24 protein-coding genes are annotated in these 26254 nt (G+C 50.4%); 10 read left to right on the top strand and 14 right to left on the bottom strand.

Features of this window, described 5'->3' with window-relative positions:
• Positions 1 to 205 precede the first annotated feature (205 nt).
• Complete coding sequence (gene trhO, locus BW972_RS00460) at positions 206 to 1174, top strand: oxygen-dependent tRNA uridine(34) hydroxylase TrhO (RefSeq protein ID WP_076420352.1); 969 nt, start codon at positions 206 to 208, stop codon at positions 1172 to 1174.
• A 72-nt stretch (positions 1175 to 1246) separates the two neighbouring features.
• Entirely contained in the window at positions 1247 to 2101 is an 855-nt protein-coding gene (locus BW972_RS00455) for a nucleoside phosphorylase (RefSeq protein ID WP_076421445.1), read from the top strand.
• Positions 2102 to 2229: 128 nt separating this feature from the next.
• Here the strand turns inward: BW972_RS00455 and BW972_RS00450 are convergent, their stop codons facing one another.
• Together BW972_RS00450 and BW972_RS00445 are read right to left on the bottom strand one after the other, a co-directional pair.
• Entirely contained in the window at positions 2230 to 2529 is a 300-nt protein-coding gene (locus BW972_RS00450; RefSeq protein WP_076420349.1) for a hypothetical protein, read from the bottom strand.
• Between the two features lie 101 nt (positions 2530 to 2630).
• Entirely contained in the window at positions 2631 to 3641 is a 1011-nt protein-coding gene (locus BW972_RS00445) for an acyl-CoA reductase (RefSeq protein ID WP_076420346.1), read from the bottom strand.
• A 108-nt stretch (positions 3642 to 3749) separates the two neighbouring features.
• On the opposite strand from BW972_RS00445, the gene BW972_RS00440 reads away from it, so the two are divergent.
• The 3 genes from BW972_RS00440 (at position 3750) to BW972_RS00430 (ending at position 7632) form a co-directional block, all read left to right on the top strand.
• Positions 3750 to 4100 carry a 4Fe-4S dicluster domain-containing protein gene (locus BW972_RS00440; protein ID WP_007652581.1) on the top strand — a complete coding sequence of 117 codons (351 nt, stop codon included), beginning with the start codon at positions 3750 to 3752 and terminating at the stop codon, positions 4098 to 4100.
• 77 nt (positions 4101 to 4177) lie between these two features.
• Positions 4178 to 4750 carry a pentapeptide repeat-containing protein gene (locus tag BW972_RS00435; protein ID WP_076420344.1) on the top strand — a complete coding sequence of 191 codons (573 nt, stop codon included), beginning with the start codon at positions 4178 to 4180 and terminating at the stop codon, positions 4748 to 4750.
• Positions 4751 to 5004: 254 nt separating this feature from the next.
• Positions 5005 to 7632 (top strand): valine--tRNA ligase, encoded by a 2628-nt coding sequence (locus BW972_RS00430; protein ID WP_076420342.1) that lies wholly within the window; start codon positions 5005 to 5007, stop codon positions 7630 to 7632.
• Positions 7633 to 7691: 59 nt separating this feature from the next.
• Here BW972_RS00430 and BW972_RS00425 read toward each other — a convergent pair whose 3' ends face one another.
• The 4 genes from BW972_RS00425 to BW972_RS00410 all read right to left on the bottom strand — a co-directional run bounded on the left by BW972_RS00425 (position 7692) and on the right by BW972_RS00410 (position 11796).
• Complete coding sequence (locus BW972_RS00425; protein ID WP_007652587.1) at positions 7692 to 8288, bottom strand: hypothetical protein; 597 nt, start codon at positions 8286 to 8288, stop codon at positions 7692 to 7694.
• A 51-nt stretch (positions 8289 to 8339) separates the two neighbouring features.
• The gene (locus tag BW972_RS00420) at positions 8340 to 8855 is read right to left on the bottom strand and encodes a hypothetical protein (protein WP_007652589.1); all 516 of its coding nucleotides are present in this window, start codon (positions 8853 to 8855) and stop codon (positions 8340 to 8342) included.
• A 188-nt stretch (positions 8856 to 9043) separates the two neighbouring features.
• The gene (locus tag BW972_RS00415) at positions 9044 to 10420 is read right to left on the bottom strand and encodes a dihydrolipoamide acetyltransferase family protein (RefSeq protein WP_076420341.1); all 1377 of its coding nucleotides are present in this window, start codon (positions 10418 to 10420) and stop codon (positions 9044 to 9046) included.
• 116 nt (positions 10421 to 10536) lie between these two features.
• A complete protein-coding gene (locus tag BW972_RS00410) occupies positions 10537 to 11796 on the bottom strand; it encodes a competence/damage-inducible protein A (RefSeq protein WP_076421444.1) in 1260 nt (419 codons plus the stop codon).
• Positions 11797 to 11942: 146 nt separating this feature from the next.
• On the opposite strand from BW972_RS00410, the gene BW972_RS00405 reads away from it, so the two are divergent.
• On the top strand, positions 11943 to 12671 hold the full coding sequence (locus BW972_RS00405) for a DUF4197 domain-containing protein (protein WP_007655901.1): 729 nt from the start codon (positions 11943 to 11945) through the stop codon (positions 12669 to 12671).
• A gap of 150 nt (positions 12672 to 12821) precedes the next feature.
• Positions 12822 to 14102 carry an erythromycin esterase family protein gene (locus BW972_RS00400; RefSeq protein WP_076420339.1) on the top strand — a complete coding sequence of 427 codons (1281 nt, stop codon included), beginning with the start codon at positions 12822 to 12824 and terminating at the stop codon, positions 14100 to 14102.
• 50 nt (positions 14103 to 14152) lie between these two features.
• Here the strand turns inward: BW972_RS00400 and BW972_RS00395 are convergent, their stop codons facing one another.
• From BW972_RS00395 to BW972_RS00365, 7 genes are all read right to left on the bottom strand, one after another.
• Positions 14153 to 15115: a calcium/sodium antiporter gene (locus BW972_RS00395; RefSeq protein WP_040574074.1), complete on the bottom strand. Its 963-nt coding sequence runs from the start codon at positions 15113 to 15115 to the stop codon at positions 14153 to 14155.
• Positions 15116 to 15199: 84 nt separating this feature from the next.
• The gene (locus BW972_RS00390) at positions 15200 to 15907 is read right to left on the bottom strand and encodes a YebC/PmpR family DNA-binding transcriptional regulator (RefSeq protein WP_007655898.1); all 708 of its coding nucleotides are present in this window, start codon (positions 15905 to 15907) and stop codon (positions 15200 to 15202) included.
• Positions 15908 to 16025: 118 nt separating this feature from the next.
• On the bottom strand, positions 16026 to 16676 hold the full coding sequence (locus BW972_RS00385) for an ABC transporter ATP-binding protein (protein WP_007655897.1): 651 nt from the start codon (positions 16674 to 16676) through the stop codon (positions 16026 to 16028).
• The gene (gene lpxA, locus BW972_RS00380; RefSeq protein ID WP_076420337.1) at positions 16666 to 17457 is read right to left on the bottom strand and encodes an acyl-ACP--UDP-N-acetylglucosamine O-acyltransferase; all 792 of its coding nucleotides are present in this window, start codon (positions 17455 to 17457) and stop codon (positions 16666 to 16668) included. Before lpxA ends, BW972_RS00385 begins: the two co-directional genes overlap by 11 nt.
• Complete coding sequence (locus tag BW972_RS00375) at positions 17454 to 18848, bottom strand: bifunctional UDP-3-O-[3-hydroxymyristoyl] N-acetylglucosamine deacetylase/3-hydroxyacyl-ACP dehydratase (protein ID WP_076420335.1); 1395 nt, start codon at positions 18846 to 18848, stop codon at positions 17454 to 17456. Before BW972_RS00375 ends, lpxA begins: the two co-directional genes overlap by 4 nt.
• A gap of 160 nt (positions 18849 to 19008) precedes the next feature.
• Positions 19009 to 20031 carry a UDP-3-O-(3-hydroxymyristoyl)glucosamine N-acyltransferase gene (lpxD, locus tag BW972_RS00370; protein ID WP_076420333.1) on the bottom strand — a complete coding sequence of 341 codons (1023 nt, stop codon included), beginning with the start codon at positions 20029 to 20031 and terminating at the stop codon, positions 19009 to 19011.
• A gap of 139 nt (positions 20032 to 20170) precedes the next feature.
• Positions 20171 to 21403, bottom strand: coding sequence for an HD domain-containing protein (locus BW972_RS00365; protein WP_076420331.1), 1233 nt, complete (start codon positions 21401 to 21403; stop codon positions 20171 to 20173).
• A gap of 168 nt (positions 21404 to 21571) precedes the next feature.
• On the opposite strand from BW972_RS00365, the gene porX reads away from it, so the two are divergent.
• The 3 genes from porX to BW972_RS00350 are packed head-to-tail and all read left to right on the top strand — an operon-like array spanning position 21572 to position 24802.
• The gene (gene porX, locus BW972_RS00360; RefSeq protein ID WP_007655889.1) at positions 21572 to 23134 is read left to right on the top strand and encodes a T9SS response regulator signal transducer PorX; all 1563 of its coding nucleotides are present in this window, start codon (positions 21572 to 21574) and stop codon (positions 23132 to 23134) included.
• Complete coding sequence (gene tsaE / locus BW972_RS00355; protein WP_234986254.1) at positions 23127 to 23573, top strand: tRNA (adenosine(37)-N6)-threonylcarbamoyltransferase complex ATPase subunit type 1 TsaE; 447 nt, start codon at positions 23127 to 23129, stop codon at positions 23571 to 23573. The genes porX and tsaE overlap by 8 nt, the downstream gene beginning before the upstream one ends.
• A 2-nt stretch (positions 23574 to 23575) precedes the next feature.
• Positions 23576 to 24802 carry an alanine dehydrogenase gene (locus BW972_RS00350; RefSeq protein WP_040574078.1) on the top strand — a complete coding sequence of 409 codons (1227 nt, stop codon included), beginning with the start codon at positions 23576 to 23578 and terminating at the stop codon, positions 24800 to 24802.
• Positions 24803 to 24891: 89 nt separating this feature from the next.
• Here BW972_RS00350 and BW972_RS00345 read toward each other — a convergent pair whose 3' ends face one another.
• Entirely contained in the window at positions 24892 to 26208 is a 1317-nt protein-coding gene (locus BW972_RS00345; protein WP_076420329.1) for a M20/M25/M40 family metallo-hydrolase, read from the bottom strand.
• Positions 26209 to 26254: the final 46 nt, after the last annotated feature.

The raw sequence follows: 26254 nt of genomic DNA, 5'->3' as shown, positions 1-26254 counted from the left end.
TGTTGCAAAACTGACATAGGTCATTTTTAGGTATAGCAGCAGGTTTTACCTTTGCTTTTAAATCTTTGAATGAGTGAATTCGTGATGGAGTAATTGGGAAGTATAATCCTGTTAATCTTTCCTGAAAATCCTTGGGGTAGGGGTCCTATATAAAGATTCAGACAATAAATAATCAATTTTAACACTTAGCTGAAACTAAGCAGTTATGAACAAGCCATACAGCATACTACTGTACTACTGCTACACACCGATAGCAGATCCTGAGGGGTTCCGGGAGGAGCACCATTTACTTTGCCTGGAGCTGAATCTGCTCGGCCGTATCATCATTTCCAAAGAGGGCCTCAACGGCACCGTGTCTGGTCTGAAAGAAGACTGCGACAAGTATATGGAGATCGTGAAAGCCGACCCACGCTTCGCTAAGGTGGACTTTAAGGTAGACGAGTCAGACAAGCACGCATTTGCCAAGTTGCACGTGCGCACCAAAGCTGAGATCGTGCACTCTGGTCTGTTACACATCGACCCGAACGTGCGCACAGGTATACACTTGGAGCCAAAAGAGTTCAAGGAGATGAAAGACCGCGACGACGTGGTAGTGATGGACATGCGCTCGGATTACGAGTACAGCGTGGGCCGTTTCAAAAACGCCGTTACCCTGGATATCGAGAACTTCCGTGAGTTTCCGGAGAAGATCGATGCCTTGAAAGAAGAGTTGAAAGGCAAGAAAATCCTGACCTACTGCACAGGCGGCATCAAGTGCGAAAAAGCCAGTGCCTTCTTACTGGAGCAAGGTTTTGAAGATGTATACCAACTGCATGGCGGTATCATCAAGTACGGCAAAGAGGCCGGCGGTGAAGATTTTGAGGGCAAATGCTATGTGTTCGACAACCGTGTAGCGGTGGATGTGAACTCTGTGAACCCTACGGTGATCTCCAAATGCCACGTATGTGGTACTGTAGAAGACCGCATGGTGAACTGCGCTAACCCAGTGTGCAACCTGCACGTGCCGATCTGCGAAAAGTGTGGCTGGGAACTGGAAGGCGCCTGCTCCACGGAGTGCAGAGAGCACCCGGAAAAGCGTCCGTACGACGGCACAGGCTACTACCAGAAGAACCTGAATGGCTACAATCCATTAAAAGGATTCAACCGTCGCAAGACTTCTATCGTATCTAAATAAGTATTCTCTAAAGCTCAGAAAAGCGTGCGCCCTACAGCCACGCTTTTCTTTGTTTCTAACGTAACCAATCCTATGGCAATTCCAGAATCAGAACTGATCATCAATAAGAACGGCACTATTTATCACCTAAACCTGCAGCCAGAACATATTTCAGATACCATCATTACGGTTGGTGACCCTGATCGTGTGTCTATGGTGAGTAAGTATTTTGACGAGATAGAGGTGCAGATTACCAAACGGGAGTTTGTAACGCATACTGGTTACTATAAGGGTAAGCGTATTACGGTCATCTCGACAGGTATGGGAACGGATAACATCGATATTCTGATGAATGAACTGGATGCACTGGTGAACATCGATTTTCAGTCACGTGAGCCGAATGAGGAGAAGATCTCGTTGAAGATCGTTCGCATCGGCACTTCTGGTTCGTTGCAGTCTGATATCCCGCTGGGTAGTCACCTGGCGTCTCATCATGGTATTGGCCTGGACTCGCTGATGGAATTCTACCCGCTGGAGCAGGACGAAAATGAGCAAAGCATTACCAAAGCGCTGCAGGAGCAATTAGGTGTGGGTTTCCGTCCATACTGCGTAAATGGCTCCAAAAGCCTGATCGAGAAAATTGCATTTGATATGATTCCTGGAAACACGCTAACTTGCCCGGGCTTCTACGCCCCGCAGGGACGCGTGCTGCGTGGCGGATTGCGCAATCCTGACCTGCTGAAGGTCTACCAGGATTTCAAGGTATGCGACTTCCGTATCACCAACTTCGAAATGGAGACGGCCGGCTATTATGCCATGGGCCGTCTGTTGGGCCACGAAATGTTATCGCTCAACGCCATCGTGGCTAACCGCATTTCGCAGGAGTTCGCTACGAATGCCGAAGAAGTGATTGACAGCCTGATTGTGAAGGTGCTAGAAAGGATTTAAGATAACTAAAAAGCAGTACAATTAAACAGCCCGCAACGGAGTATTAACTTCGTGTGCGGGCTGTCATGCTTTTGCTGGACTAGGGTTACAGGTATAACAGTAAGTCAGGTGAGTAAGTTTTTGTACCATTAGCTGTTCTCAATCTTAAGGATGGATTTTAGCGGCAGAAACGTTCCTGATTTCAAAAGCACAAACTTATCGTCGTAGCACCAAACGGTGGTTTCTACTTTCTTTACATCGCCATCCTCGGTGCAGAACGTAATAATGGCTTTGTTGCGATAGGCATTGCCCAAAATAGTGGCGCGGTTGGCCTCGTAGTTGCGTATGCTACGGGCATCGGGGTCTTTCAGCACATCCTCAGTGCTAAAGTGGAGCATCGGGATTCGCTCCTTCTCAATCAGACTGGCTCTCTTCTCGGTCCTCTTCATAGTCGTAAAATTTTAGTGTTGGCAGGTGTATAACCACAAAACATGCCACACTAATATTTTGGTTCTAGGAAGGAGGCGATTTTAATAGCTTAATGCTATACCTACAGCTTCTGTAAAAACGCCATCGTATCAACACCATCAGCATAATCCCACGGCATCGGGCACTGGGCATCACCGAACGGTATAGAACCCTCTAACCAGCCGTGGGCAGATACCACGCATTGGGTTTTATCCTTTACGGCAGCCAGTTTGTGGCGCAGGTCAGGCAGGGACGTGAAAGTCTCGTAAAACAGCACCGAGATAGGCGATACCAAGTTCTCGCTAGGCTGAATCAATAGGAAACCGTTGTCGAAGTGCGGTACGCGGTTAACCAACAAAATCGACTTGTTATAGTCGTAGTTGTTCTGGTACTTGTGGTGGTCCAGAATGGTTTTATGGTGCTCATTAGCTTCGTACAGTTTGTCGAAGGTATAGCCTACCGGTACGTATACCTTGGAGACGTTGCGGCAGCCCAGCCCATAGTACTGGAAAATATCGTTGCCCAGGGCATGTAGCTCTTCGGTCTCTTCGTAGCCTGTCAGCACGCCGATGCTGGTGCGGTTCTTCCGGATGATGTGCGGGCGCTTGGCAAAATAGTATTCAAAGTAGCGGGCCGTATTATCGGAGCCAGTCGCAATAATAGCATCAGCTTCCTTGAGCATGTCCACGAACTCGAACTGGTTGGCAAAAGCAGGTTCTATACCTACCAGCATGCTGGCGAGGCGGCGCATTAGCACATCGTCATCCGAACTCAGCTTAGCCAGCAGGAAGTGCCCGCTCAGCAGCACCGACATAAAATCGTGGAAACCGACCATCGGAATATTGCCGGCCATGACGACGCCAACCTTTTTCGGTGTAACCTGTTTGAGGTGGTAAGGGTAAAGCCATTCACGGAGGTATTGCTCATTGAGCAGGGTGATTACACCCTGAAGAGCGGCAGAAACGCTGGCCTCGTCGAACCAAGGGTTTTTAGCTTGTGCAACAAAAGACAGGGCCTTGCGCTCATCAGGCGTCATATCCTGCAGTTGCTTCCCCAACTTCACGAAAGCTTCGATTCTGTTCTCTAATGTCATGGCAAACCGCTGTGTTAAAATTTATTTGATACGGATACTTAATGTTCCTAATTTTGTTCGGTAAATAAAGCGATACAAAAGTACTAAAAATATACAGGAGATACGATTATGGCGATAATGATCACTGATGAATGTATAAACTGTGGCGCCTGCGAACCAGAATGTCCGAACACTGCCATATACGAAGGCGGAGCGGAATGGACCTGGGGCGGTGGCACGGAGCTCAAAGAAGTAGAGATCGATGGTGGTGAAATCATCCCCGGCGATGCGGCACAGCCTCCTATTTCGGACGAGTTCTATTACATTGTATCAGATAAGTGTACAGAGTGCATGGGCTTCCACGAGGAACCTCAGTGTGCCGCTGTCTGCCCGGTGGACTGCTGCGTCGACGACCCAGACTACCGCGAGACAGAAGAAGAGCTATTGGCGAAAAAAGACTGGCTGCACCAGGCCAGCTAGGTATAGCCAACACCAACAGCACAAAAAACCTGTCTTTCACGGCAGGTTTTTTTATTTCATCTTTACAAGCTATACCTATGGAAGAGCAACTACATCAGGATAAAACGTTCGAAAAAATCACATACCCAGGCAAAGCCATCAAAGGGCGTGAGTTCGAGGACTGTGTGTTCAAAAACTGCGATTTCTCTAACAGTGATTTCTCCAACAATCGCTTTACTGACTGCCAGTTTATAGGCTGTAACCTGGCCATGCTGAAGCTGAGCAACTCAACGCTGAACAACGTCACGTTCAAAGAGTGCAAGCTCACAGGCATCAACTTCAACGAGTGCGAGGAGTTTCTGTTTACGGTTGGTTTTGAGAGTTGCCTGATGGACTATACCTCTTTTCTGCGCCGAAAAATGCCCAAGACCCACTTTATCGATTGCTCTCTCAAAAATGCGGTATTCGAGCAAGCCAATTTAACCAAGGCCAGGTTTGATAACGCAGATTTAGCGGGTGCCATGTTTGAGCGAACTAACCTTAACGAAGCTGATCTGGTCACAGCCTACAACTACACGATCGATCCCGAAGTCAATAACATCAAGAAGGCAAAGTTCTCACAAAGTGGTCTGATTGGTTTACTGACAAGGTATGATATCCGGGTTGAGTAGGGTGTGGAGAAAGCCTCATATGTTGTTATATAAGAATTAAAGTATATCACTGTCATTGCGAACTTTCGTGAGGAACCTGGATTCTTGAAGTGGTAGGAATCTTTTAGATTTATCCCGATGGCCGAAAAGTCATAAAAGGTTTAAATCGGCAAAATCAGGTATAGCACACAACAATCCACAATTAGCAATCAACAATTAACGTAAAATCGCTAATTTTGCCTTTTAGCGCTAATAGCAGAAAAAACTAGTTTACGATGTCGATTTCAACAAAATATAATCCCAGAGAAGTAGAAGAGAAGTGGTACAGCAGCTGGATGCAGCGCGGCTTCTTCCGTTCTACACCTAACCCGAAAAAGGAACCTTACACCATCGTGATTCCGCCGCCAAACGTAACGGGCGTATTACATATGGGCCACATGCTCAATAACACGATTCAGGATGTGCTGATTCGTCGTGCGCGCATGAAGGGCAAGGAGGCTTGCTGGGTACCGGGCACTGACCACGCATCTATCGCCACTGAGGCTAAAGTGGTGGCTATGCTCAAGGAAAAAGGCATTAATAAAGCAGACCTGACCCGCGAGGAGTTTCTGAAGTATGCTTGGGAGTGGAAAGAGAAATACGGCGGCATCATTCTGGAGCAGCTGAAAAAACTGGGCGCCTCCTGCGACTGGGACCGTACCCGCTTCACAATGGAAGACGACATGAGCGCGGCCGTAATCGAAGTGTTTGTGGACCTGTACCGCAAAGGCCAGATCTACCGCGGTGTGCGCATGGTAAATTGGGACCCACAGGGTAAAACCGCTCTTTCTGACGAAGAGGTGGTTCCGAAAGACACCATGGCCAAGATGTACCACCTGAACTATGAAGTAGTAGGTGCTGCAGAGCCAACCTATATCACCGTGGCGACTTCACGTCCTGAAACGATCATGGCAGACGTGGCCGTGGCTGTGAACCCAAATGACGAGCGCTATACCCACCTGCACGGCAAGTCTGTGCATATTCCTTTGCTGGGAAAAGAGATTCCGGTGATTCTGGATGAGTACGTGTCGATTGAGTTCGGTACGGGTGCCTTGAAGGTAACTCCTGCGCATGATCTGAACGACTACGAACTGGGCCAGAAGCACCAGCTGCCGACCATCGACATCCTGAATGATGACGGTACGCTGAACGAAAAGGCGCAGCTATACGTGGGGCAGGACCGTTTCGCGGCCCGTCGCAACATCGTAAAGGACCTGCAGGAAGCTGGTTTGCTGGTGAAGATAGAAGAGTATGCGAGCGTACTGCAGACTTCTGAGCGTACAGGTGCTGTAATTGAGCCGCGCTTGTCGATGCAGTGGTGGTGCAAAATGGACAAAATGGCCAAGCCGGCCCTCGATGCTGTGATGAATGATGAGATTCGTCTGCACCCGCCGAAGTTCAAGAACATGTACCGCTCCTGGATGGAGAACGTACACGACTGGTGTATTTCACGTCAACTGTGGTGGGGACAGCAGATCCCTGCTTACTACCTGCCGGATGGCTCGTTTGTAGTGGCAACTTCAGCTGAAGAGGCGCTTGAACTGGCACGCAAGCAGAGCGGCAACGACAACCTGCAAGCTGAAGACCTGCGTCAGGACGAGGACGTGCTGGATACCTGGTTCTCTTCCTGGCTGTGGCCAATCTCGGTGTTCGACGGATTTAAAGATCCGGATAACAAGGACATCCTCTACTACTATCCGACCAACGATCTGGTAACAGCTCCGGAGATTCTCTTCTTCTGGGTAGCCCGTATGATCATGGCCGGATTTGAGTTCCGCAATGAGCCGCCGTTCCGCAATGTATACCTGACCGGTATCGTGCGTGATACGCAGGGTCGTAAGATGTCGAAGCAGTTAGGCAACTCGCCAGATCCGCTCGACCTGATCGACCAGTACGGCGCTGATGGTGTACGTGCCGGTATGTTGTTCAGCTCACCAGCTGGCAATGACCTGCTGTTCGATGAGAAACTAGTGGAGCAGGGACGTAACTTCAGCAACAAAATCTGGAACGCATACCGTTTGATCAAAGGGTGGGAAGTAGACGAGAGCCTGCCATGCCCGAACGAAACGGCCATGGCTTGGTTCGACTCCCGCTTCAACGAGGCATTCGTACAGATCGAGGATCACTTCACGAAGTTCCGTATTTCGGACGCCCTGCTGGCGGTTTACAAACTGGTATGGGACGACTTCTGCTCGAGCTACCTCGAAATGATCAAGCCTGCCTACCAGCAGCCGATCGACAAGCAGACGCTGGATACAACCATTGTATACCTGGAGAAGGTGCTGAAAGTGCTGCATCCGTTTATGCCGTTTATTACAGAGGAGATCTGGCACGACCTGAAAGAGCGTAAAGAGAAGGAATACCTGATCGTTTCTGCCTGGCCGAAGCAGGACAAGTTTGATAAACAGCTCAACGAGAAAATGGAGAGCGTGCTTAAAATCGTGGCTGCTATCCGCAACATCCGCAACTCGAAGAACATATCGCCTAACAAGTCGCTTGATCTGGCCATTAAAGTGATGAACCAGGATGGCTACGAGGACTTCATCAGCATCATCCGCAAGCTGGCGAACATAAACGAAATTTCGCTCGTGCAGGAGAACGTAGAAGGCGCCATCAGCTTCGTAGAGGCTGGCGACGAGTTCTTCATCCCAATGGAGGGCAATATTGACGTGGAAGCTGAGCGGGAACGTCTGCAGAAGGAGCTGGAGTACACCAGAGGCTTCCTCAACTCAGTTGTGAAGAAGTTGAGCAACGAGCGTTTCGTAAGCGGTGCCCCGGAAGCGGTAATCGCCAACGAGCGCAAGAAGCAAGCCGATGCCGAAGCCAAGATTCACGCCATTGAGCAGAGCCTGGCCTCACTTTAAGGTATAAGCTTTGATAAATATGGCAGCGGCCGTTCTCGTGAGGGAACGGCCGCTGTTGTTTACTCCTTACTCAACCCTACCACTAACTGATCCAATTCATCCTTTACTTTCGGCATGATATCACTCAGTCCCAGTTTTTTCTTCGGGTACATAAGTTCCACGTGGCGGTCATCGATTTTATATTCGAGTAAGCCTTGCTCATCCTCCGTGAGATAGTAGAGTTTGATCAGTGCATCTGCGGTAGAAACAGCGTAGGTACGAAACTTGAAATTGTTTTGGATGCGCTGTTGGGTAGGGGCTCTGTCTTCCAGATAGCGTTGCGTTACGACTGTGTCAAGTGCTATGGTGGTTTCGATCTGGTGTATGGCTTTGATGTTACCCTCGCTGAAACGCCAGGTCTGCACATGGTGCTTACCTTGCTGCCGGGCGCTGTATTTGCTTTGCGAAAGGTTGATACTTGCCATGACATAGAACAGTTCCAGGTCGCTTTCGACGGTCCGCATGGAGGGGCTCAGCGTAGCATTGTCGCTGATGAAGACGGAGGTGTTGGCAAGAATCCTGGCATCTTTGCTAAGGTCCTGGCTCAACTGCAAATTGCTGTCCTGACTGAAGATCAAAGAAAAGAGTATAGGAAACAGGAGCGTAAGTGGCGTCATAGTGCTTTGGGTTTATACCTGTTTTCCTATACTCAAATATCGTGCAGAAGGCTACAATGCCGAGCTATCCACTACACGCCACGTGATATTTCCGTTGTTTACTTCGTAGCGTAAGATCATGTAACCGCCAATGTGCCCGTCTTCATAATAAGCCATGGCATAGCGGTCGTTCAGGATGCGGCTGTCGCGAATGGTCATCGTGCCGCCTACTACGCCTTCTTTAGGTATAAGCTGACCTTGCTTGCGGCTCAGGTCGTTCATCAGGTCTACTTCGGGGTTGCGCAGGCCTTTTTTACGCAGCTTCTGGATGTCGCTTTCACTCAGGCTGCCCATTTCGTCCACAAACTCCACACCGCTCGGAGGAACTACACTCATGGTATCAGGCGGCAGCATCATGTCTTCCAGCGAATCCGCTTCAGCTTCTTCCTGCTCCAGTTGCTGACCGGTTTCAGCTAATTTGTTGTCGGCTATGCGCAAGCGGCTTTCCGCGTCATTTTTCTTCCAGTAGAAATAAACAGCTGCAAAAAGAAAAATGGCAGCCAGAATCCAGGCAATGGCAACTCTCATAGTTTTGGAAATGGTTTATACTTCCACATAAACGGAAGCGGGATAAAACAGATGTATCAATATTAGTAAAAAGGTATGTTTAATGCTATACCCACAAAAAAGCCCGCCCCAATTTCTGAGGCAGGCTTTCTGTTTATATCGGAAGTCTTCTGTCCTTTGTCAAAGAAGCTCCTTTGTCGTGATACGTATTAGATCGTCTGGTTCACATCGAAGTTCTCGAGGTAATCAGCCACACGGCGCACGAACATGCCACCCAGTGAACCGTCTACTACGCGGTGGTCGTAGGAGTGCGACAGGAACATGAAGTGACGGATGCCGATCAGGTCGCCCTCTGGCGTCTCGATTACGGCAGGCTTCTTCTTGATAGCGCCTACGGCCATAATGGCCACTTGCGGCTGCATGATGATTGGGGTGCCCATCACGTTGCCAAAAGAGCCTACATTTGACACGGTATAAGTGCCGCCTGCCAGGTCGTCTGGCGTCAGCTTGTTCATACGGCCACGGTTGGCGAGGTCGTTTACTTTCTTCGTCAGGCCGTTCAGGTTGAGTTGGTCGGCGTTCTTTATGTTCGGCACGATCAGGTTACCGCTTGGCAGAGCCACAGCCATACCGATGTTGATGTCTTTGTGGCGGATAATGTTGCCACCGTCCACAGACACGTTGATCATCGGGAAGTCTTTAATCGCTTTGGCAATCGCGTCGATGAAGATCGGGGTGAAGGTCAGGTTCTCGCCTTCGCGCTTCTTATAGTCGTTCTTCCACTTGTTTCTCCAGTTCACGATGTTGGTCACGTCGGCCTCTACGAAAGAAGTCACGTGTGGCGATACGCGCTTGCTGTCCAACATGCGGTCGGCAATCATTTTGCGCATACGGTCCATTTCGATGATCTCCACGTTGCCGCTGTAAGAAGCAGCTGGCTTGGAGGCGGCAGGAGCGGCTTGAGCCTGTGGCTGAGCAGCCGGTGCCGAAGCGGCCTGCTGTTGTGGAGCTGCGGCAGGAGCTTGTGCTTGGGGCTGGGCTTGTGGAGCGGCAGCTTGCTGCGGTGCGTTTTTGCGGCTCTCTACGTATGTCAGGATGTCTTTTTTAGACACACGGCCTTCTTTGCCGGTACCTGGAACGTACTCCAGTTCCTGCATCGAGATGCCTTCTTCGCGGGCAATATTAAGCACAAGCGGAGAGTAGAAACGGCCAGAAGCTGGCTGGTCGAGTTTGGCTACAGCAGCGTCAGAAGAAGCGGCTGCAGGCTGCGCAATTGCCTGAGCAGCTGGTGCAGCAACTGGTGCTTCAGCAGCGGCCGGAGCAGCAGGAGCGGCAGTATCTTCGCCGTTGGTAGAAATGATGGCAATTGGGGCGCCTACGGCTACCACATCACCTTCCTGTACCAGTATCTCCTTCAGCACGCCGCCCTGGATGGCAGGTACTTCCGTATCCACTTTGTCTGTAGCTACTTCCAGCACCGATTCGTCTTGCTCGATGGAGTCACCCACGTTTTTGAGCCATTTCAGAACGGTACCTTCCATGATACTCTCGCCCATTTTGGGCATAACCATTTCTACAAGTGCCATATTTTATTTATTCGTTGTTCTATTAAGGGACAGTTTTTTGGGCCGAAAGACACAGAACAGCAAAGCCACGCTATACCTGGCGACCCGAATTTGCAAACAAAGTTAATGATTTTAGCCTATTCCTCAACCGCTATATTCAAACTTTGGCGTACGAGGTTGAGCACAGCCAAGGCAGTATACTCAATATTGAGCTGACGGTTTTTGTTGTATTGCAAAAGTTTTGCTTTGGCGCCGTGCTGGTCGGCATAGGCAATCCAGATCGTGCCGACGGGCTTTTCGGCTGTGCCGCCGTCGGGCCCGGCTATACCACTGGTGGCTACTCCAATGTCGGTATTGAGCTTCTGGCGCACGTTTTGGGCCATCTCCAGTACAGTGGCTTCGCTCACAGCACCATGCTGTTGCAGGGTTTCGGACTTCACACCGAGCAGCTGCATTTTCACGCTGTTGTCGTAAGCCACCACACTGCCCATAAAATAAGCAGAACTGCCAGGCACACTCGTGATGCGGTGCGCCAGATAACCGCCGGTGCAGCTTTCGGCGGCGGCGATAGTCAGACCCCGTTCTTTCAGCAAAGAGCCTAAAGCTTCTTCAAGAGGCACTTCACCATAGGCAAAAATGTGTTTGGGTACAAGAGCCGATAGTTTGCTTACTTCCGTTTCCAGCTCAGTTTCCAGTAGTTCAGCATTGTCGCCAGTGCCAGTCAGGCGCAGACGCACGCCGCCGAGGTGGGGCAGATAGGCCAGCCGGATATGCGGGGATAAGCTTGTTTCCCAGTCTTCCAACTTCTCAGCCAGCATTGACTCGGGTATACCTACTGTCTGGATGACCTTATGGATGATGTGCGGGGTTTTGAAATAAGCCTTGAATTGTGGCAGCACCGTGTCCTCCATCATGCGCTTCATCTCAAACGGCACCCCAGGCATCGACACAAACACTTTGCCTTTGTCCTCGAACCACATACCTGGTGCGGTGCCCAGCACATTACGCACCGGAGTGCATGAAGCCGGCAAAAAAGCCTGCTGCCTGTTCAGCTCCGTGAGAGCATAACCCCGGCTTTTGAACAGCTCTGTCACATCAGCCAGCGATTGCTCGTCCAGTTTGAGTTCGGTGTGGAAGTAGTCGGCCAGCACGTTTTTAGTGATGTCGTCCTTGGTGGGACCGAGGCCACCGGTGATCAGGATGATCTCAGCGCGGCTGCGGGCATCGTCCAGTGCCTGCACGATGTGGCTTGCTTCGTCTGAAACAGAGGTAATCTGCTTCACCCGTATCCCTATTTTGGTGAGCTCCGTTCCCATCCAAGCAGAGTTGGTGTCCACTATCTGCCCGTACAGGATCTCGTCACCTACCGTAATAATTTCTGCATATACCGCTTTCATAAAATTAATTTTGGTCTGATTTGTGCGTTGCCAAGTAAAACTCATTCAAGTTAAAGATGTTCGGGCGATTTGGCGCAGGACAAGCATTATTTTCCGTAATTTTAGCCAATGCGCAGGTATAGCCTGACAAACAAAAAGCACAATCCATGAAAAAATTACTCTACACCTCACTCGTAGCCCTCACCCTGGGTGCCTCAGCCTGTACAGTGGCCGACATTCAACGAACCGTAGATGGCGTAATGGCCGGAACCGGTGGTGCCGTTACCCGCGAAGAAGTGGCTTCCGGCTTGAAGCAGGCGCTGGAAGTAGGCATTACCAAAGGCTCGAACCAAGCCTCACAAATAGACGGTTATTACAAGAACTCCCTGATTCGTATACCTTTTCCACCGGATGTGCAAAAGGTTGAGAACACGCTTCGTCAGGTGGGACTGGGCAAAGAGGTGGATCGCTTCGTGATGACCCTGAACCGGGGAGCTGAAGACGCGGCAAAGAGTGCTGTGCCGATCTTCGTGAACGCCATCAAACAGATGTCCATTGCCGATGCATGGGGCATCCTGAAAGGCGACAAAGACGCAGCCACACAGTATCTCAAGCGCACGACTTCTAGCCAGTTGCAGGCTGCCTTCATGCCTGTGATTCAGCAATCACTGGAAAAGACCAATGCTACCCGCTACTATACCGACCTTGTTACCCAGTATAACCAGATTCCATTGGTGCAGAAGGTAAACCCGAACCTGGACGAGTACGCCACACAGAAAGCTATGGACGGACTGTTCCTGCTGATTGCACAGGAAGAAGCGAACATACGCGAGAACCCGATCGCCCGCACGACTGAGTTGCTGCGCAGGGTGTTTGCCAAAGAAAATCAGTCCTAAGCTATACCTGTTATACCGCTTCAGAAAGCCCGCTGTATCGTTTGGTACGGCGGGCTTTCTTTTTTGCAAAACATTAAAACCAGATTGAAAGTACAATACACAAAATTTTAAGTATGAGTTAGCTACGCTTATAATAGCCCCCTGATACCTATGGAAAACAAACGCTTCAAATACAGCCCTATCACCAAAGAGAAGGACCTTGACGAGCTTATAGAAGAAATTGGTGGCGCCAGGGTAGTGATGCTGGGAGAGGCATCGCACGGTACTTCTGAATACTATACCTGGCGTACGGCTATTTCAAAGCGGCTTATCGAAGACAAGGGCTTTACTTTCATAGCCGTGGAGGGTGATTGGCCGGAGTGCTATACCGTGAACCGCTTTGTGAAGGGCTACCAGAACTCGGGCCGCAAGATAGCGGATGTGCTGGGCGTATACCGACGCTGGCCTACCTGGATGTGGGCGAACTGGGAAGTGGCCGCATTGGTCGAGTGGATCCGGGACTTCAACCACATCCGCAATGCACAGCATAAAATAGGGTTCTATGGGCTGGATGTGTACAGTTTATGGGAATCTCTGGATCAGGTGCTTAAATATATGGAGCAACATGATGGCAAAGCCGCAGAGGCTGCGCGAGTCGCCGTACAATGCTTCGAACCCTTTCACCGCGATCCGCAGACCTATGCACAGGCAACAGCCTTTGTGCCTACCGACTGTGAAAATGAAGTGATTCAGATGTTGGAGCAAGTAGCAAAGCGCGTCGTATACCCGGACGATCCGGAACACGAGTTCAATACTACTCAAAATGCGTTGGTGGCGGTGAATGCCGAAAAATATTACCGAGCGATGATCCGGGGAGGAGTTGGCTCCTGGAACGTGCGCGACTCACACATGATGGAGACGCTGGACCGTTTGCTGGAATTTCACGGGCCAAATGCCAAAGCCATCGTTTGGGAGCATAACACGCACATCGGCGATGCCCAATACACCGATATGGCGGATGACGGCATGTTTAACATCGGGCAGCTGGCCCGCGAAAGGTATGGCCGTGATCGGGTGAAACTAGTAGGCTTCGGAACATACCAGGGTAACGTGATTGCCAGCCGATCCTGGGGAGCGCCGATGCAAAAAATGGACGTGCCGCCTGCGAAAGAGGGAAGCTGGGAACACATGCTGCACGAAATGAGCACCGATGATAAAATCATTCTTTCGAAGGATCTAAAAGAAGTGCCGGAGCTGCAGCGCCGCATCCCGCACCGTGCCATCGGCGTGGTCTATGACCCTAAAGTGGAACACCTCGGCAACTATGTGCCTACTCTTATACCTGATCGCTACGATGCTTTCCTTTACTTCGATGAGACGGAAGGTGTGCACCCGCTCCATATGAAAACCCGTGGCGCCAAGGAACCGGAACTATACCCTTGGAACTACTAGGAGTTTGAGAAGTAAGAGTTGGATAGTTTGGAAGTTACTCTTTAACTCCCTTACCCCCTCTGTATCAGAAACACAATGTAGGCAACGTAGATAGCTAAAAAGAAAATACCGTTCCACCGGTCGATCGTGTTCTTTTTGCCAATAGGTATAACCACCACCAGCAGCGTACTGGCAAAGATCATCACCATGATATCGGAGTTACTTACTACATTGAAAGGAAGCGGGTTGATAACGGCGCTTATACCTAGGATCCAGAGTAGGTTGAAGATGTTGGAGCCAATCACGTTACCGATCGCGATGTCGATGTTTCTGCGGAAGGCGGCCATGGCGGAAGTAACGAGCTCAGGAAGGGACGTGCCTATCGCTACGATAGTCAAGCCAATAAAGGATTCGCTCAGGCCAAATGACTGTGCAATGGAAACGGCACCGTCCACTACCCACTTCCCTCCTAAGAATAAACCCACGCCACCAAGCACCATGTACAGCACCGACTTCGGTATACTCATCATCGGCTCATCGTCTTCCTCAATCACTTCATCCTTGTTGGTTTTGGCAATGTTGTAGATATAAGCCATAAAGAGCACAAAGAAGAAGAGCAGGATGCCGCCATCGACTCTGCTTATGAAGAGGGAGGTTTTGTCTCCAAACAGCACCGCATTGGCCAGAAAACCTACCAGTAAAGTGGCAATGAGGGAAAAAGGAATTTCAGTGAGGATGGTATTGCGCTGAATGGGCAGTGGGCAAATGATGGCCGTGACCCCGATGATCAACAGCAGATTAGCCACATTACTACCAAACACATTGCCTATCGCCAGCTCTGACTGCCCCTGCATACTAGACATGATGTTAATGATCAGTTCCGGGAGAGAGGTGCCAAACGAAACAATCGTCAAGCCGACAACCATGTCCGAAATATTAAAGCGCTTGGCTACAGACGAGGCACCTGACACCAGCATGTCAGCCCCTTTAATCAAAAACACGAAACCAAGTGCGAATAGTATGTATAATAGCATAGGCAGGTAGCAGTATCACAAAAAGAAAGGCTGTCTATACAACGACAGACAGCCTTCCACTATACTTTAAAGCGCAGCGAGGGGTTATGCCATGTTGTGGTAAACCGCCTGCACGTCGTCATCCTCTTCAATCTTCTCCACCAGGTTTTCAATCTCCTCGGCTTGCTCGTCGGTCAGTTCCATGCGGGTATTCGGTACGCGTTGCAGTTCAGCACTGATCACATTCAAGCCTTTCTCTTCCAATGCTTTCTGCATGGCGCCAAAATCCGTGAAGGCTGTCTCCACAATGATCTCGCCTTCGTGCTCGTAAATATCTTCTGCACCGGCGTCGATCAGTTCCAGCTCCAGTTCCTCGATATCAAGGCCCTCAGCGGCAATCTTAAAAATACCTTTGCGGGTGAAGATAAAGTCCAGGGAACCCGTTTTGCCCACAGCACCACCTGCACGTGAGAAGTATACACGCATGTTGGCAATGGTACGATTGAGGTTATCAGTTGCCGTTTCTACCAGAATGGCGATACCGTGCGGACCGTAGCCCTCGTATACTACTTCTTCGTAATCTTTTTCTTCTTTGGATGAGGCACGCTTAATGGCCGCTTCTACACGGTCTTTCGGCATGTTCACACCTTTGGCGTTATTGATGGCCGTGCGCAGGCGGGAGTTGGTTTCCGGGTTAGGACCAGCTTCCTTCACTGCCATTACGATCTCTTTGCCGAGGCGTGTAAAGGCCTTCGACATCTTGTCCCAACGCTTGAACTTACGGGCTTTTCTAAATTCAAATGCTCTTCCCATGGTATCTGGCTAAGTATTATGTCTTACAAATTTAGGGAGCTTAACTGTAAATTGGTAGAGCTACCTGAAAAACCTTGCACTATTTACCAGCTTGGCTATACCTATACCTTCAGCGGTGCTACTGCCTCGCTGGTTTCGGCTGCCTGGCTGGAGCATGATAGTCTGTTATATAAAGGTGCTGGTCGCAGAAACTGTACTCGTGCACAATGTTGGAGCCCACGATGATCAGCCTTCCTTCCTTGTTCGCTGCCACGTGCTCCTGGTACCAGCTCACGCCTTCCTGATCAAGATTGGTGGTAGGCTCGTCGAGTACTAAAAGCTTGGTGTCAGAGTAAATGGCCAGTCCCAGTTTCAGGCGCTGCTTCATACCTGATGAGAAGTCCTTCACATACTTGTTGCGTGATTTCTGCAGACCCATACGCTCTACCAGTTCTTCGTGCGAAAGGTTGTTGCGCAGCGGCTTAAAGCGGGTATGGAAGGCAATCATTTCAAGAAGCGTCAACTCTTCTACCAACTCCAGGTAAGGAGCTGTAAGTGAGAGCTCACGATAAGCTTTGTCCGGGGCTACCGCCTTCCCATCCAGCAGGTAGGTGATCTCGCCTTCGGAGTGCAGGTTGTGACCGGCTATAACAGTAAGAAGAGTGGATTTACCGGACCCGTTATGCCCTAGTATGGCATAAGAGGTGCCTGACTCCAGGGTATAGGTCAGGTTCCGGAAAATCCACTCGTAATTGTAGCGTTTACCTAAGTTGCTTAGGTTAATTTGCATCTTTAGAGAAATAACTCTTAATAATACCGCGACCGGAGTTACGAACAAAATTGATGATTTCGTCGCGTTCACGGCTAGGGGCCATCTCCAGTTCAATCTTGTCCAGTGCCTCTGTGGTATTGTTGCCGCTCATGAACAGGATGCGGTAGATTTGCTGCACCTCGTTAATCTGTTCGCTGTTAAAGCCTCTGCGACGCAGGCCGATAGAGTTGATACCGGCATAGGTTAGCGGCTCACGTGCTGCCTTTACAAAAGGAGGCACGTCTTTGCGAACCAGTGAACCGCCCGAAACCATGGCATGCGCTCCGATCTTTACGAACTGGTGCACAGCGCTCGAGCCACCGATGATAGCGTAATCGCCCATCTCCACGTGACCAGCCATCTGCACGGCGTTCACCACAATGCAATTGTTGCCCACGATGCAGTCGTGTGCAATATGCGCGTAGGACATGATCAGGCAGTTGCTGCCAATCACGGTCTTCATCTTATCGATGGTGCCACGGCTCACCGTCACGCACTCTCTGATAACCGTGTTGTCACCGATGATGGCAATGGTATCTTCGCCGGCGAACTTCAGGTCCTGGGGCACCGAAGAAATAACGGCACCAGGGTATATTTTGCAATTCTTGCCAATGCGGGCGCCTTCCATGATGGTCACATTGGGACCAATCCAGGTGCCTTCTCCGATCTCTACGTTTTTGTAAATAGTGGAAAAAGGCTCTACGACCACATTCTGGGCAATTTTAGCCTCTGGGTGGATGTATGCTAACGGCTGATTCATGCGTCTTTCTTTACTATACTTGCCGACATCTCTGCCTCCATTACCAGTTGGCCGCCCACGAAGGCCTGACCAGACATCTTGGCAATACCCCGCTTTACAGGGGCAAGCAATTCACATTTAAATATTATGGTATCGCCCGGAATCACCTTGCGCTTAAAGCGGCAACGGTCTATACCCAGGAAATAAGTCCAGTAGTCTTCCGGATTCTCCACGGTGTTTAGCACCAGGATGCCGCCTGTCTGAGCCATTGCCTCTATCTGGATCACACCTGGCAGCACGGGGTTGCCGGGGAAGTGGCCCTGGAAGAATGGCTCGTTCATGGTCACGTTCTTAACGCCCGTTACCGTAGTTTCGTCTAGGTGGATGATCTTATCGATAAGCAGGAAGGGGTAACGGTGCGGCAAGGTGGCCGAGATCTGGTTGATATCCATTACCGGTGGCTTCTTCGGGTCGTAGGTTGGTACGGTTTTGATAGAAGCTTCCTGTATCAGTTTCTTTACACGGCGTGCAAAAGCAATGTTGGCGGCGTGTCCCGGTCTTGCGGCCAGGATCTGTCCCTTTATTGGACGACCGATCAGGGCAAGGTCACCCATCAGGTCCAACAGCTTGTGGCGGGCCATCTCGTTCTTGAAGCGGAGTTCTGTGTTGTTCAGAATGCCCTCCTCTTCCACGGTTACTTTTTTCTTGCCCAGCAAGTCTGCCAGGTAGGACAGCTCACCGTCTTCTACCACGCGATCCACGATCACAATGGCATTATCCAGGTCGCCGCCTTTGATCAGGTTTTGCTTGTAAAGCGCCTCCAGTTCGTGCAGGAAACAGAAGGTGCGGCAAGGCGCAATCTCTTCTTCAAATTGGCTCATGTCCGTAATAGAGGCGTGCTGGCTGCCCAGTACAGGCGAATTATAGTCCACCATTACGGTCAGGCGGTAATCGTCAAGCGGCAGGGCGGCGATCTCTACACCACGGCTGTCGTCTTTGTAGCTTACCCCTTCAGTTATTTCGAAGTAGTTGCGCAGGGCATTCTGCTCCTGAACACCCACTGAAAGAAGCGCCTTTACGAATTCAATGGAAGAGCCGTCCATGATCGGAGGTTCCGGGCCATCAAGTTCTATCAGCACATTGTCAATCTGCAGGCCTACCAGCGCTGCCAGCGTATGCTCCACTGTGTTCACACGAGCGCCATTTTGCTCGATGGTAGTGCCACGTGAAAGGTCCACCACATTGTCCACGTCTACGTTCACAGTCGGCTGACCTTCGAGGTCAATGCGCTGAAACTTGTAGCCATGGTTTGCAGGGGCGGGCTTAAAGGTCATATTCGATACAACGCCCGTATGCAATCCAATGCCCGATACAGTTACCGGAGCCTTGATAGTGTGCTGTTTATAATTCATTTAATGTTTCGTTGTTAACTTATTGCGATACTTTCGCTGCTGTAGCGCACAGAGTATGAGCGGGCTTACAGCGGAGGGAGCATTGCGACTGCAAACTTAAGATTTTATATACTGCCTGCCAATTTTAATTGATAGCACAGGGCAGCAGAGGCATAAAACCTTAATTCTTCTCTTTTAATTCGTCTAATACGCGCTGTAATTCCGGCAATTTGCGGAATACGGTAATGGCCTTGAGGTTTTGCTTGTAGTCGAAGGCAGGGGAGCCCTGGATGATGGTGCCTGACTCTTTTACGGACTTAGACACGCCTGACTGCGCACCGATAGTGGTTTTGTCGGCTATGCTGATATGGCCCACGATGCCCACCTGCCCGGCAATCACACAGTTATTTCCGACTTTGGTAGATCCGGATATGCCTGTTTGTGAGGCAATAACAGTATGTTGCCCGATCTCCACATTATGAGCCACCTGCACGAGGTTGTCTATTTTAGTGCCCTTACGGACGATGGTAGAACCCATGGTGGCGCAGTCGATGGTAGTATTGGCACCGATGTTCACGTCATCCTCTAACACCACATTGCCGATCTGCGGCACATTTTTGTAAGTGCCGTCAGGCTGAGGGGCAAAGCCGAAGCCGTCGCTGCCCAGCACCACACCAGCATGCAGGGTGCAATTGGCGCCCACTACTGTGTTGGCGTATAGTTTCACTCCTGCGAAAAGGGTGGTATTGTCACCAATGGTTACATTGTCGCCGATGTATACCTGCGGGTAGATGCGCACATTCTGGCCGATCTTGCAGTTGTTGCCGATATAGGAGAAAGCGCCACGGTAATGGCCTTCGCCTATTTCGCTGCCAACGCCGATGAAGCAAGGCTCCTCTACACCCACCTTGGAGGCGAGCACGGCCTGCTGGTAATAAGCTAGTAGAGTAGAAAAACTGGAGTAAGGATCGGATACACGAATTAGAGAAGCGGAAACGGGCTTTTTAAGCTCCAGTTTGTCCGACACGATCACCGCGCTTGCTCCGGTAGTATAAAGATATGGTTCATATTTTAGATTAGACAAAAAAGCAAGCGCTCCGGTCTGGGCCTCTTCAATTTTGGCTAATGTGCTGACCTTTACTGTACTGTCTCCTTCAACTTCTCCCTTCAAAAGGTCCGCAATCTGTTGAATAGTGAATTCCATCTTGTAAAATTAGAGCAAAAAATAAAATGTGCTACCCATTGGGGGGGCAAACTTAATAAAAACTTTACGCTGCACCGCCACATTCTGCAGCAGATTATGGACAGGTCAAGCAAATCCCGTGCAAATCCTATAGCCGGTTTTATAAGGTTGCGACTTCCTTCGGGTAGCAGACAAAGTATTTCTCTACCTTATTGCTCAGTGCCTGTATGTTGGGCAGGTCCGAAGCATTAGCCACGTTCACCACATAGCCAGTTTTGGTGAGCACGTCTATTGACTGCCCCTCGGCCATGTAAGCACTGTTGCTGATGCGGCCCGAGATCATGAGATATTTTACCTCGTCAGGATGCACCTGGAAGCGTTCCTGCACCAGTTCGCTTATACCCAGCATCATCTCTTCGTCTATCGGTTTGCTTGAGATGTATACCTTAAACAGCTTGCGGTTAAGGATGCTTTTGGAAAGATAGGAGATAACAGGGTCAGGGTGCATTGCCCATTCTTTAATGCCGCTCCATACGTCATGGTCGTCCAGCGAAACAAAGCGCTCTAAAATAGAATTATCTCTCTGGAAGTCCTCCATGGTGAGGTTGGAGGAAAGGAAGAACTTGAGGCAAGGGCTGGCCGGTACGTCTATACCCTGCTGAATCAGCTCGCGGGCACGCTGAACGGTACGCAACACCATGTGCTCGGCGCTGATCACAGTTTTGTGCAGGTATACCTGCCAGTACATCAGGCGGCGGCTCACCAGAAAGTTCTCGATGCTGTAAATCGCCTTTTCCTCCACTACCAATTTGTCGTTGGCCACGTCTAACATCTTAATCAGACGGTCGGCACCGATCTTTCCCTCGTATACACCAGTATAGAAACTGTCGCGGTTGAGGTAGTCGAGGCGGTCTACGTCCAGCTGGCTTGACACCAGTTGGTGAAAAAAGCGACGCTCGTAGGTATCAGTGAAGATTTGGATGGCGAGGCTCAATCTGCCTCCGAACTCTTCGTTGAGCAAGTGCATGATGTGCAACGAAAGGTGCTCGTGGTGCACTTCCTGGAAAATGGCCGTTTCCAGCGCGTGTGAGAAAGGTCCATGACCGACATCGTGCAGGAGAATGGCAATGAGGGAAGCCTCAAACTCAGCATCCGAGATCTCGTTATTCTTACCGCGCAGCGTGTTCAGGGCCAGGTTCATGAGGTGCATGGCTCCCAAAGCGTGGTGAAAGCGGGTATGCAGGGCACCCGGGTATACCATCTCGGTCAGTCCCAATTGCTTAATCCGGCGCAGTCGCTGAAAGTAAGGATGGTCGATGATATCGAACAGCAACTCAGACGGCACCGTGATAAAACCGTATACAGGGTCGTTTAATATTTTTTTCTTATTCACAAAAACCGAGGTTTTTAATTGTTAAATTGCTAATCGTTAATCATTTGCTCTGCAAGGAAGCAAATTAGCCCGCAGAGGTAACCGCAATCTGCAAGCCAATGTTTGCGTTGAGGTATAGTAATTGATTAACAATGAAGCCATTTAGAACAGCGCGCAACAAATAAAACTATGCAAAGATATACGATTTTATGGGCCGATGACGAAATCGACCTGCTCAAGCCACACATTCTTTTCCTCGAAGAGAGAGGCTACGACATTACCCCGGTAAACAGTGGGGCCGACGCCATTGAGAAGGTGCAGGAACAGGCATTTGATGTCGTGTTCCTCGACGAAAATATGCCCGGTATCAGCGGATTGGAGGCTCTTAATGAGATCAAAACCATCCGTCCGGCCATGCCCGTGATCATGATCACCAAGAGTGAGGAGGAGCATATCATGGAGGAGGCCATTGGATCCAAAATATCCGATTACCTGATCAAGCCACTCAATCCAAGCCAGATACTGCTTTCTGTGAAAAAGACGCTGGAGAACAAGCGTCTGGTTTCGGAAAAGACCAACATGAGTTACCAGCGCGACTTCCGCCAGCTGGGTATGGCCTTTGGAGAACGCCTGAGCCCGGGAGAGTGGGCTGATATCTATAAGAAGCTTGTCTACTGGGAGCTCGAGATCGACGAAACGGAGAACAAGAGCATGGCTGACGTAATCAACATGCAGAAAGACGAGGCCAACTCCAACTTCGCCAAGTTCATCATGGACAACTACGAAGACTGGATAAACAAGGAGTCGGATGATGCACCGCTGATGTCGCACCAACTTTTCAGGGAGCGGGTAATTCCGATGATGAAGGAGTCTGACAAGCCCGTGTACTTTGTGCTGATCGACAACCTGCGCTACGACCAGTGGAAGGTGCTTGAGCCGCTTATTTCTGAATACTTCACTGTAGATACAGAGGAGATGTTCTATTCCATCCTGCCTACTACCACTGCCTATGCCCGTAATGCGATCTTCTCAGGTATGATGCCAACCGAGATTATCAAAAAATATCCGAATTTGTGGGTGAGCGACGATGAAGAAGAGGGCAAGAACCTGCACGAACAGGATTTCCTGGAAATTCAGCTGCAGCAAAACCGCATTACGGATAAGCACAGCTATCATAAGATCACCAACCCGGCTGCCGGCAAAGACCTGAACGGTAAGTTCAACAACCTCGACAACAACAAGCTGAACGTGATCGTGTACAACTTCGTGGATATGCTCTCGCATGCCCGCACGGACAGCAACATGGTACGCGAACTGGCCCCAGATGAATCGGCTTACCGTTCTATCACACGTTCCTGGTTCATCCACTCGCCGCTGTTCGAGATGCTGAAGCTGATCGCCGACCGCAAAGCCCGCCTGATCATCACAACCGACCACGGCACGATCCGGGTGAAGCGTCCGTTCAAGATTATCGGCGACCGCCAGACGAACACCAACCTCAGGTATAAGCACGGTAAGAACCTCGGTTACACCGACAAAGATGTATTCACGGTGCGCAAGCCCGAACGATTTTTCTTGCCAAAGGCCAACGTTTCCACTACGTTTGTATTCGCGATTGAAGACTACTTCTTCGCATACCCGAACAACTATAACTACTATGTGAACTACTACAAGGACACCTTCCAGCACGGAGGCGTGTCGCTGGAGGAGTGCATTATACCGTTTGTGACACTGACGCCTAAGAATGTATAATACAGGAGTTGAGAAGAGAAGTATAAAGATGTCGTCGTTGGCTGACCTGCCGGCGGCGGCTTCTGTGCTTTTGGAGGAGGCCCGTGAGGAGCCTATTATCTTGTTTGAAGGCCCGATGGGGGCCGGAAAGACAACGCTTATAAAGGAGCTCTGCCACCAGATGGGGGTGAAGGAGAATGTCAGCAGCCCTACTTTTGCCCTCGTAAATGAGTATGAAGCGGCCGACGGGAACCTAATTTATCATTTTGACTTTTATAGGATAAATGATGAGCGTGAGGCGCTCGGCATTGGAGCACTGGAGTATTTCGACTCCGGCCGTACCTGCCTGATCGAGTGGCCGTCCATGATCCCGAACCTGTTGCCGGAGCATTACCTGTTGGTAAAGCTGCAGCCCGCCGCTGAAGGCGAGGAGCGCACCATGACTATAAACCGTGTATGAGCATGACGGAGAGATTCGCCGTTGAATTAGGAAAGCTGGCGGCCAGTCAGGCCCTTTACCCAAAGGAGTCCATGCTGGCTGTGGAGGAGCGTTACAAAAGCCTGTTTATCGGGCTTCCTAAAGAGTCATCGTTTCAGGAAAACCGCATTGGCCTCACCCCGGATGCCGTGAAGCAACTCACCGATCAAGGCCATGAAATATGGGTCGAGACCGGAGCTGGCGGCCCGTCCAAGTATTCTGACAACGACTATTCTGAGGCAGGAGCCCGTATTGTATACTCTACCAAAGAGGTATACGAAGCGGGGATCATCCTTAAAATCGCACCACCCACCTATGACGAAATTGAGTATCTGCGCCCCGGCCAGACGCTGATCTCCGCTCTGCACTTTGGCAACCTGACTTCCGACTACGTCAATGCCCTTCAGCGCAAAAAAATCAACGCTATTTCCTTCGAGCTGATTCGCGACAAGTCGGAGTCCAAGCCAGTAGTGCGTGCCATGAGCGAGATTGCCGGCAGTTCCGTAATGCTGATCGCGGCGGAGTACCTGAGCAGCAGCAACGATGGCAAAGGCGTCATATTAGGAGGTATAACTGGAGTAGCACCATCTAAAGTAGTGATCATGGGAGCTGGTACTGTGGCAGAGTTTGCAGCCCGTGCCGCCTTAGGGCTTGGGGCTGAGGTGAAGGTATTCGATAACCACATATACAAACTGCGTCGCCTGAAGCATAACATCGGGCAACAGATTTTTACCTCTACGCTGGACAAAACCATTCTGTACAACGAGCTCAAAAATGCCGATGTCGTGATTGGTGCTTTAGTGGCTGAGGAAGGGCGCATGGCCTGCATGGTAGAGGAGGGCGTTGTCGGGCAGATGAACCCTGGCTCCATTATCATCGACGTGTGTATCGACCAGGGAGGTTGTTTTGAAACGTCAGAACTCACTTCGCACAGTCGTCCGATCTACCGCAAATACGACATCATCCATTACTGTGTGCCAAACATCGCCTCACGTGTACCCCGCACGGCTTCTACGGCGCTCAGCAATATCTTTACACCCATCTTCACGGAAATCTCCAAGTTCGGAGGCATCAATGAGGTGCTGTTTATGAACGAGCACTACCGCAGCGGCGTGTACATCTACAAAGGCAGCCTGACGAATTCGCAGATAGCGAAGAAGTTCGGGATGCGGTATAAAGAGTTGGGGTTGATGATTGCAGTGAGGAATTAAGAAATGTAGCTTAATAAGGTATAAAGCAAAGGCCCCGCTTAAATTTAAGCAGGGCCTTTGCTTTATCTACGTTTTAAGGACTGACTTGTTTACCTCACCAACGCTTTATCAACCCGCATTGGGGTATCCTCACCCGTTACAACCCCCTGCGCGGCAAGTGCAATCGCTCGGATCATGCTGGTAAAGTGTGGCATGTCGAGTAGCTCAAACTCGTCTTTCACGGTGTGGTAGGTCTTATCCTGATCGATTTGCACCGACGAAATGGTATGTGCCGGTACACCCAGACGGGCCAGCGTAGCATTGTCAGAGCGGTAAAAGAGGTTTTGCTCCGGGTATGGGTCGGGGTGGATGCTGTAGGTGGTGCCCTCGAGGCGCTTCTGCATCATTTTGCCCAGATCAGACTTCTCGTAACCAGTGAGGTAGGCGCTGTTCGGGCCGAACTTAGAGGGCTTGCCCACCATCTCGATGTTGAACATGGCCACGATCTGGTCGGGGTTAAGTTGCTCGGAGAAGTAGCGGGAGCCGTGGCCGCCAATCTCTTCGGCTGTGAAAGCAGCGAAGATCAGGGTGCGCTCCGGTTGAGGCTGCTCCTTGTAGTAGCGGGCCAGCATCATCATGGCGGTAGTGCCGGAGGCATCGTCGTCGGCGCCATTGGCGATGCTGTCGCCGTCAATGGTTTTATGGAAGCCAATGTGGTCGTAGTGGCCGGAGAATACCACAAACTCGTTTTTGCGCTTGCCCTCGATCATGCCAACTACATTGGAGAGCGACAACTTTTCAACCTGATTGGTGAACTTCACTTCATACTTCTTTGGCGCAGCCTGTTCGGTGAGCACGTATACCTTGCTTGGACCGGTGCCTACCTCTTTCTTTACGCCGCCTCTTGAGAAATAGCCTCTGTAAGAGTTGAAGGCTTCGGCATGGTTTGGATGAATCAGCACGATCGCGTCCTGTTCAAGCGAGTTGGCTTTCATAAAGGCATTCCGAAAGTTCTCGCCTTCAGGTATAGTGATAATATTGATCTTGTTTTTGTGTTTCCACTCAAGTTTCTCCTGTGCTGTGTTGACGAACAGGTGCTCCGAAGCTATTTTCTTTTTGCCCAGCGTTACCTCCGTTTGGCTGGGAGTGAGACGGTGCACATAGAAGGTCTGTCGGTAAGAAGGAGCCTGGCTCGAGCTGTTGCCGTTGAGTGGCACAAGGCCTGCAGCATGAAATTCTGCTTCAATAAAGTCAGCGGCTTTCTCTATACCTGCCGAGAAGGCGGCGCGTCCCTGCATGTCGTCGTGGCTCAGGGTCTGCAGGAGGCGGGTGGCTTCCTGCTGGTTGATCACTGAAAGGTCCTGTGCTGAGAGCGAAGCGCCGAAAAGGAGAGAAAAGGCAGTAGCAAATAGCTTATGGCGTGTCATAGGTATAGCGGTGTATACGATTAGGAAATTGATGTAATATTTGGGA

Origin of the sequence: Pontibacter lucknowensis (genome assembly GCF_900156415.1) — a bacterium.
Classification (GTDB): Bacteria; Bacteroidota; Bacteroidia; order Cytophagales; family Hymenobacteraceae; genus Pontibacter; species Pontibacter lucknowensis.
The sequence above is the reverse complement of the archived record's forward strand: the minus strand, read 5'-3'. Positions and strand labels throughout refer to the sequence as shown.

Coding starts and splice junctions, on each gene's coding strand:
- trhO (WP_076420352.1), top strand. CDS start 206: ATGAACAAGCCATACAGCATACTACTGTACTACTGCTACACACCGATA.
- BW972_RS00455 (WP_076421445.1), top strand. CDS start 1,247: ATGGCAATTCCAGAATCAGAACTGATCATCAATAAGAACGGCACTATT.
- BW972_RS00450 (WP_076420349.1), bottom strand. CDS start 2,529: ATGAAGAGGACCGAGAAGAGAGCCAGTCTGATTGAGAAGGAGCGAATC.
- BW972_RS00445 (WP_076420346.1), bottom strand. CDS start 3,641: ATGACATTAGAGAACAGAATCGAAGCTTTCGTGAAGTTGGGGAAGCAA.
- BW972_RS00440 (WP_007652581.1), top strand. CDS start 3,750: ATGGCGATAATGATCACTGATGAATGTATAAACTGTGGCGCCTGCGAA.
- BW972_RS00435 (WP_076420344.1), top strand. CDS start 4,178: ATGGAAGAGCAACTACATCAGGATAAAACGTTCGAAAAAATCACATAC.
- BW972_RS00430 (WP_076420342.1), top strand. CDS start 5,005: ATGTCGATTTCAACAAAATATAATCCCAGAGAAGTAGAAGAGAAGTGG.
- BW972_RS00425 (WP_007652587.1), bottom strand. CDS start 8,288: ATGACGCCACTTACGCTCCTGTTTCCTATACTCTTTTCTTTGATCTTC.
- BW972_RS00420 (WP_007652589.1), bottom strand. CDS start 8,855: ATGAGAGTTGCCATTGCCTGGATTCTGGCTGCCATTTTTCTTTTTGCA.
- BW972_RS00415 (WP_076420341.1), bottom strand. CDS start 10,420: ATGGCACTTGTAGAAATGGTTATGCCCAAAATGGGCGAGAGTATCATG.
- BW972_RS00410 (WP_076421444.1), bottom strand. CDS start 11,796: ATGAAAGCGGTATATGCAGAAATTATTACGGTAGGTGACGAGATCCTG.
- BW972_RS00405 (WP_007655901.1), top strand. CDS start 11,943: ATGAAAAAATTACTCTACACCTCACTCGTAGCCCTCACCCTGGGTGCC.
- BW972_RS00400 (WP_076420339.1), top strand. CDS start 12,822: ATGGAAAACAAACGCTTCAAATACAGCCCTATCACCAAAGAGAAGGAC.
- BW972_RS00395 (WP_040574074.1), bottom strand. CDS start 15,115: ATGCTATTATACATACTATTCGCACTTGGTTTCGTGTTTTTGATTAAA.
- BW972_RS00390 (WP_007655898.1), bottom strand. CDS start 15,907: ATGGGAAGAGCATTTGAATTTAGAAAAGCCCGTAAGTTCAAGCGTTGG.
- BW972_RS00385 (WP_007655897.1), bottom strand. CDS start 16,676: ATGCAAATTAACCTAAGCAACTTAGGTAAACGCTACAATTACGAGTGG.
- lpxA (WP_076420337.1), bottom strand. CDS start 17,457: ATGAATCAGCCGTTAGCATACATCCACCCAGAGGCTAAAATTGCCCAG.
- BW972_RS00375 (WP_076420335.1), bottom strand. CDS start 18,848: ATGAATTATAAACAGCACACTATCAAGGCTCCGGTAACTGTATCGGGC.
- lpxD (WP_076420333.1), bottom strand. CDS start 20,031: ATGGAATTCACTATTCAACAGATTGCGGACCTTTTGAAGGGAGAAGTT.
- porX (WP_007655889.1), top strand. CDS start 21,572: ATGCAAAGATATACGATTTTATGGGCCGATGACGAAATCGACCTGCTC.
- tsaE (WP_234986254.1), top strand. CDS start 23,127: ATGTATAATACAGGAGTTGAGAAGAGAAGTATAAAGATGTCGTCGTTG.
- BW972_RS00350 (WP_040574078.1), top strand. CDS start 23,576: ATGACGGAGAGATTCGCCGTTGAATTAGGAAAGCTGGCGGCCAGTCAG.
- BW972_RS00345 (WP_076420329.1), bottom strand. CDS start 26,208: ATGACACGCCATAAGCTATTTGCTACTGCCTTTTCTCTCCTTTTCGGC.